This window comes from Devosia sp., from assembly GCF_017307565.1.
GTDB lineage: Bacteria > Pseudomonadota > Alphaproteobacteria > Rhizobiales > Devosiaceae > Devosia.
In genome coordinates this window covers 1-4,961 of record NZ_JAFKHD010000028.1, presented here as the reverse complement: position 1 = coordinate 4,961, position 4,961 = coordinate 1, and the positions used below count along the sequence as shown (strand labels likewise).

Annotated in this window: 7 protein-coding genes; 5 read left to right on the top strand and 2 right to left on the bottom strand. The window is 56.2% G+C overall.

The annotated features are described in order from the left end of the window. Window positions 1-262, bottom strand: a 262-nt coding sequence (locus J0I64_RS00395) for a type I restriction-modification system subunit M N-terminal domain-containing protein (protein WP_291405351.1), incomplete at its 3' end; no start/stop codon positions are given. Between the two features lie 341 nt (window positions 263-603). On the opposite strand from J0I64_RS00395, the gene J0I64_RS00390 reads away from it, so the two are divergent. The 5 genes from J0I64_RS00390 (at window position 604) to J0I64_RS00370 (ending at window position 4,561) form a co-directional block, all read left to right on the top strand. Continuing rightward, window positions 604-1,236: a recombinase family protein gene (locus J0I64_RS00390; protein ID WP_291405349.1), complete on the top strand. Its 633-nt coding sequence runs from the start codon at window positions 604-606 to the stop codon at window positions 1,234-1,236. A gap of 91 nt (window positions 1,237-1,327) precedes the next feature. Further along, window positions 1,328-2,392, top strand: coding sequence for a site-specific integrase (locus J0I64_RS00385; protein ID WP_291405347.1), 1,065 nt, complete (start codon window positions 1,328-1,330; stop codon window positions 2,390-2,392). A gap of 383 nt (window positions 2,393-2,775) precedes the next feature. Then, window positions 2,776-3,615: a reverse transcriptase domain-containing protein gene (locus tag J0I64_RS00380; RefSeq protein ID WP_291405345.1), complete on the top strand. Its 840-nt coding sequence runs from the start codon at window positions 2,776-2,778 to the stop codon at window positions 3,613-3,615. A 328-nt stretch (window positions 3,616-3,943) separates the two neighbouring features. Continuing rightward, window positions 3,944-4,279, top strand: a complete 336-nt coding sequence (locus J0I64_RS00375) for a hypothetical protein (RefSeq protein WP_291405344.1) — start codon at window positions 3,944-3,946, stop codon at window positions 4,277-4,279. Between the two features lie 75 nt (window positions 4,280-4,354). Beyond that, complete coding sequence (locus J0I64_RS00370; protein WP_291405342.1) at window positions 4,355-4,561, top strand: CsbD family protein; 207 nt, start codon at window positions 4,355-4,357, stop codon at window positions 4,559-4,561. A 57-nt stretch (window positions 4,562-4,618) separates the two neighbouring features. On the opposite strand, the gene J0I64_RS00365 is transcribed toward J0I64_RS00370, so the two are convergent. Then, window positions 4,619-4,961 (bottom strand): nitrilase-related carbon-nitrogen hydrolase (locus J0I64_RS00365; protein WP_291405340.1); only part of this gene is annotated, 343 nt, incomplete at its 5' end.

The following is a 4,961-nucleotide window of genomic DNA, read 5'->3' as shown; positions in this document are numbered from 1 at the left end:
GTGCCAAGAGAAATGAGAAGCGGGCCTCGGGTGGCAGAAAGATTGCTCCTTCAGCTTTGTAGGCCCCGGCGCCTGCCCTGATGCGCGACCCTTCCCGTGGCGCCAGCTTCTTTTCGACTTCGGCAAAGCGTTCTTCTGCGTGGCGCAAGAAAAGCAGACCCAGCACCGGCCTGGCATACTCAGAGGGCAGGATGCCCGAGTTCGCACGAAGCTTATCTGCTGCGGTCCAGAGTTTGCCGGAGATCACTGAAAGGTCGTTCATAGAGGTATCCAAATCACACGCACCGCACCGTCTATCAGGTATCCCCTCCCGTCAACGCAAAGCGATCTCTAACTGATTTCAAGCGGCCAGACGGCGGATGTTTTTGTGAAAAATTCGCTTCGGTATTCGTTAGTCAGTGCGCTCTGTATTTCCCCCCGGTGGGGTGCCTCCGCTCGCTAAAGCGCTCCTATTCTGCGACGATTGGCTCAAGACATCTGACCGCTGAGGTATAGCTGTACGGACAGGGCCGTAGGGCGACCGACAGATGTCCGTATGGGTTGACACTACTCAACGGACAGTTCATTCAACGGGCATTACCCATACGTACGCCGCAAAGCACCATGTCCACCATCCTCTATGCCCGCGTCTCCACCGCAGACCAGAACCTTGACCACCAGAAGACCCAAGCCGATCAGGCCGGGTTCGTCATTGACGAGGTGGTGGCCGATCATGGCGTGTCGGGGGTCTCAACAACCTTGCGGGAGCGGCCAGAAGGCAAGCGGCTATATGACTTGCTGCGGCGAGGCGACACCCTTGTGGTCCGCTGGGTGGACCGACTTGGCCGCAACTACACCGATGTTACAGACGCTATTCGTGAGTTCATGGCGAAGGGCGTGATTGTGCGAACTGTGATCAACAACATGACCTTTGATGGCTCGACAACGGACCCTATCCAGATGGCCGTGCGGGACGCTCTGATCGGCTTTATGGCTGCCACTGCACAGGCCCAGCACGAAGCTACGAAGGCCAGTCAGCGGGCCGGTATCGAGGCTGTGCGGAGGGATGGAAAGACCTATCGGGGTCGAAAGCCGAGTTACACAAAGGTGCAGTTGCAGACTGTCCTAAACATGCTGAGCGTAGGCACAGCGGGGACAACTGATATCGCCAAAGCTGTCGGCCTATCTCGCCAAACCGTGTTGCGGATAAAGGTGGACCCAGACGCAGCAGCGCTAGCACTTTCTGCGTGGACTTGAGCGTCCTCCTGTTCCCACATTTTTTGATACATGCTACGTTAAGCAACTGAAAAGAAAGGATTTTCTCCGATAGCGGAGAGATTTCGATATCGTGGCAAATCTCTCGCTGGAGGAGCTCGCGCATCGAAAGGGGTGTAGGGTGGCCAGGCCTAGAGGAAGTCGGTGGCAGGCCGACGTGAAAATCAACGGACAGCGAGTCCGGAAATCATTCGCTTCCGAGAGGGAGGCACTGGATTTCGAGCAGTTTCCTCACAGCGGTGACTATGTATTGTCTAGATCGCCGTGGTCCAAAGCAAATCCGAAGAAGGTTAGGCTTCATCTGTCTTTGGAGAACTACGCGACCAAAAACTTCCCGGCGATATGGGGTGAAAACCGAGACGCCAAGTTTATCCGCGGACGGCTTAAGGCGATCTACGAAACACTGGGCGCGAAGACCGGAATCCCTTCTGTGAATACGCGAGCAGTCGACTTCGCCATAGAGAAATGGAAGCGGGAGGGCCTAGCGGCCTCGACGATAAACCATCGCCTGTCGACGCTATCGAAACTGTTGAAGTACGCTAAGCGCTGCGACGTCATCCAGGTGCTACCCCACATTCAGCGGCAGAAGGTCAGCAACCTACTAGAACGAGTTTGGAGCGAAGAGGATGAAAGAAGAGCTCTCCTATACCTTGACCACATCAACCTTCTGGCTTCCAAGCATATTTTCAGGTTTCTCCTCTATACCGGTGCCAGAAAAGGCGAGGCGTACTTACTACGACGTCATTGCGTGACGTCAGGTTGGATCACATTCGACCGAAAGACCACGAAAAGTGGCAAAACCCGACAGATCCCGCTAACCCGCCAGGCTAGAGAATCGTGGGACGCGCTTTGCCTAATGAGCAACTTGGAGTGTCCCCTTGAGATAGTCCCCATGAACACCCTTCGGGGGCACTGGGAACTGCTTAGGGCGCATTTCGACGCGCTCGATGACCGAGCCTTCGTCCCACACATGCTTCGCCACACATGTGCTACGCGACTAGTTGCCGGCGGGGTACCTCTGGCTCAAGTCATGAAATGGATGGGGCACCAATCGATCCAAGTGACCATGCGGTACGTCTACGTCGCTCCAAAGGACCTGGAGTTTGCTGCAGAGGTGCTCACGCGCGGCGTGTCGTAAGTACCTACAAAACCACGAGGACGTTGTGGGGCGACGGCTGTTCTAATTGCCCAAAATATTCTCTGAGTTCGCATTGAATTGATGCAAAGCAACCTCTAACTCTAGTGTGACTTTGGCGTAAGCTGCACCTCGAGCTGGCCTAAATGCGCTTGCAGGACCTAATGGACTGCTTGCAAATGGGCTTCGGGAATGACCTTCTCTCAGTTGACAACTCCATCGTGAAGATGAGTTGCAGATAGCCAAAGTCTAGCAATGGAGGGTTTCGCAGATGAATAAATTTCTGAAGCGCCTAAACCTTGCTGTAGTGGCACTGACGGCTACGCATCTCACCCTTGAGATCGTGAAAACCGCCCTTGAGCTGCTCAGCAAGGTTGTCAACTACCATGGTTCATACGTTCGAGAACTTCGCTCATTCCTATTGGAAGAACGGAAAGCCGATCTTCGCTCCTAGCGCCAAAGGGGTGGAGTGGGGAGAGCGGGTCAAACGTCGCGTAGCCAAGCTCTCGAAATTCGATCATTTTGTATACCACTTCAAGGACGGCTCCCACGTGAAGGCTCTGCATAGCCATCGCGTAAACACGTTCTTCTGCCGCGTCGACATTGAGCGCTTTTTTTATAGCATCAAGAGAAACCGAGTTAAGCGGGTGCTGCGGGATGTCGGCATTCGCCATGCCGAAGAGTTTGCCAAGTGGTCGACGGTGAAGAATCCGTATGAAGGTGGCGGGTACGTCTTGCCGTATGGCTTCATTCAGTCTCCAATCTTGGCAACGCTCGTCCTCATGTCGTCACCTGCTGGAGCGTTCCTTCGCCAATTGGATCCTGCCGCTATTGCGGTCTCCGTCTACATGGATGACATTTGCCTCTCTTCCAATGACGAGGTAGCGCTGTGGGAGGCGTTCGAAGGTCTACAAGCGGCAATTGGTGCGGCTGGATTCTCAATGAATGCTGCGAAAACCCGGACTCCGGCGAAATCCATCGACATATTCAATTGCAACCTCGAGCAAGGCAGCACCGAGGTGCAAAAGGAGCGAATAGCGGAGTTCTACTCAGAGCCTCGTTCTGGAAACAGCATTGAAGGGTTCGAAACCTATGTCGACATTGTCAAATCCCACACCTGGCGGGCCGCTCGTAAGCGCAAGCGTCAACTTTACCTTCGGGGTGCTTTGAAGTCTGCGGCAAAGAAGACCCAAGGCGCTGCATCTGCCCCTACCAGCATAAGCTAGCTGTCTGGTTGTACAGCGCCCTATGACACCACGGCCCTTGTCGAGGTGCAGTAAGCTCAAAACGCCCCGGAAGGGGGATTTGACGTGGTACAAAATTCTGCTACATAGCTGGAAGCGCAGCGGCCATAAGCCATTGATGTTGCTAGTTTATATTGCGGAAAGTGCCAGTCCTTTTCTGGGCACCAATTTCTCGATGCGAAAAGCCCCGTACCTCACGGTCCGGGGCTTTCGTGTTTTTGGGCAGCCCCATCCCGTCCGCCGACGGCAGTTGTCCTTTTCCTCGATCCAGCGGACACTTTTCGTACAACCTCCAAAAAGGATTCGTACGATGAAAGCCTTGATCACCAAAGCCACCGTGCTTGCCGGCGCCAATGGCCTGCTTCTGGGGGTGACGGCCAGCATGATCGCCGCTTTCAGCGGCACGTCGGGCGCGCTGGCGGAACTCTTGCTGCCGCTTTACTGCTTCTTCGGCGGCATGCTGACGGCCGGGCTGCTGGCTGGCGGCGGTATCGTGCTCGATTGGGACACCCGCACGACGACCCCGGTCGAAGCCATCTTCAGCAGGGCCACCGCGCGAGCGATCATCGTGACTTCGGCCATGGCCACCGCCGCCGGCTGCATCACCCTAGTGCTGGCGGTTTCGACAATCCTGTCCTTTGCCTGAGACGGCCCATCACATTTGGGAACCCTGTTTGCGCCTTTGGGATTACCTCCACAGTACCAACGAAGGAGAATCCCAATGGATTGGAACCGCGTCGAAGGAAACTGGAAGCAGGTTTCGGGCAAGGTGAAAGAGCAGTGGGGCAAGCTTACCGACGACGATCTCACCCAGATCAACGGCAAGCGCGAGCAGCTCGAAGGCAAGATCCAGGAGCGCTATGGCAAGGCCAAGGACGAGGTCCGCAAGGATGTCGATGCCTGGTACGGCCGCCAGACCTGGCACTGAACCACCCCTAACTGAAAAGAAAAACCCCGGCGCTGCCGGGGTTTTTCTTTTGAAAGCTCATTCTGGTAGCCGCCGCCGGCCACGCCGCGAGGCCACGAAGCCGATGAGAATCCCCGCAATCACCGCGATGGCGAAGGGGTAGTGCCGCACCTGCGAAAAAATGGTGGGCGCGAGGCGCTGATGCGGCCGCACATCGAGCGCTGCCATCTGCCCAGGCACCAGCTGTGCAGTGATGCGCCCCAGGGGGTCGGTGGCAAAGGTGAGGCCGGTATTGGCGGCGCGCAACAGGCTCATGCCCTCTTCCACCGCCCGCAGCCTTGCGTGGTGGGCGTGCTGGGCCGGCCCGATCGAACCATCGAACCAGGCGTCATTGGTGACATTGAGGATGAACTGGGCATTG